This window comes from Streptomyces xanthophaeus, assembly GCF_000725805.1.
In the GTDB taxonomy this organism is placed as follows: domain Bacteria; phylum Actinomycetota; class Actinomycetes; order Streptomycetales; family Streptomycetaceae; genus Streptomyces; species Streptomyces xanthophaeus.
In genome coordinates this window covers 1-293 of sequence record NZ_JOFT01000141.1, presented here as the reverse complement: position 1 = coordinate 293, position 293 = coordinate 1, and the positions used below count along the sequence as shown (strand labels likewise).

General features: G+C 64.5%; 1 pseudogene. It reads right to left on the bottom strand.

Annotated elements, in window-relative coordinates:
* Window positions 1-293, bottom strand: a pseudogene (locus IO30_RS41110) (heterodisulfide reductase-related iron-sulfur binding cluster); the annotation flags it as partial.

The window sequence follows — 293 nt, the reverse complement described above, 5'->3', positions numbered from 1 at the left end:
GAGTCACCGGTGCACTTCTCGTCACCGCCCATGATCGCGAACTTGACCCCGGCGATGTTCAGGAGCTCCGCGAAGGCCTTCGTGGTCTTCTTCGCCCGGTCCTCCAGAGCGCCCGCGCAGCCCACCCAGTACAGGTAGTCGAACTCCGAGAGGTCCTCCGCGTCCTTCCCGATGATCGGGACCTCGAAGTCGACCTCCTTCGTCCACTCCACCCGCTGCTTCTTCGCCAGGCCCCAGGGATTGCCCTTCTTCTCCAGGTTCTTGAGCATCGTGCCCGCCTCCGACGGGAACGC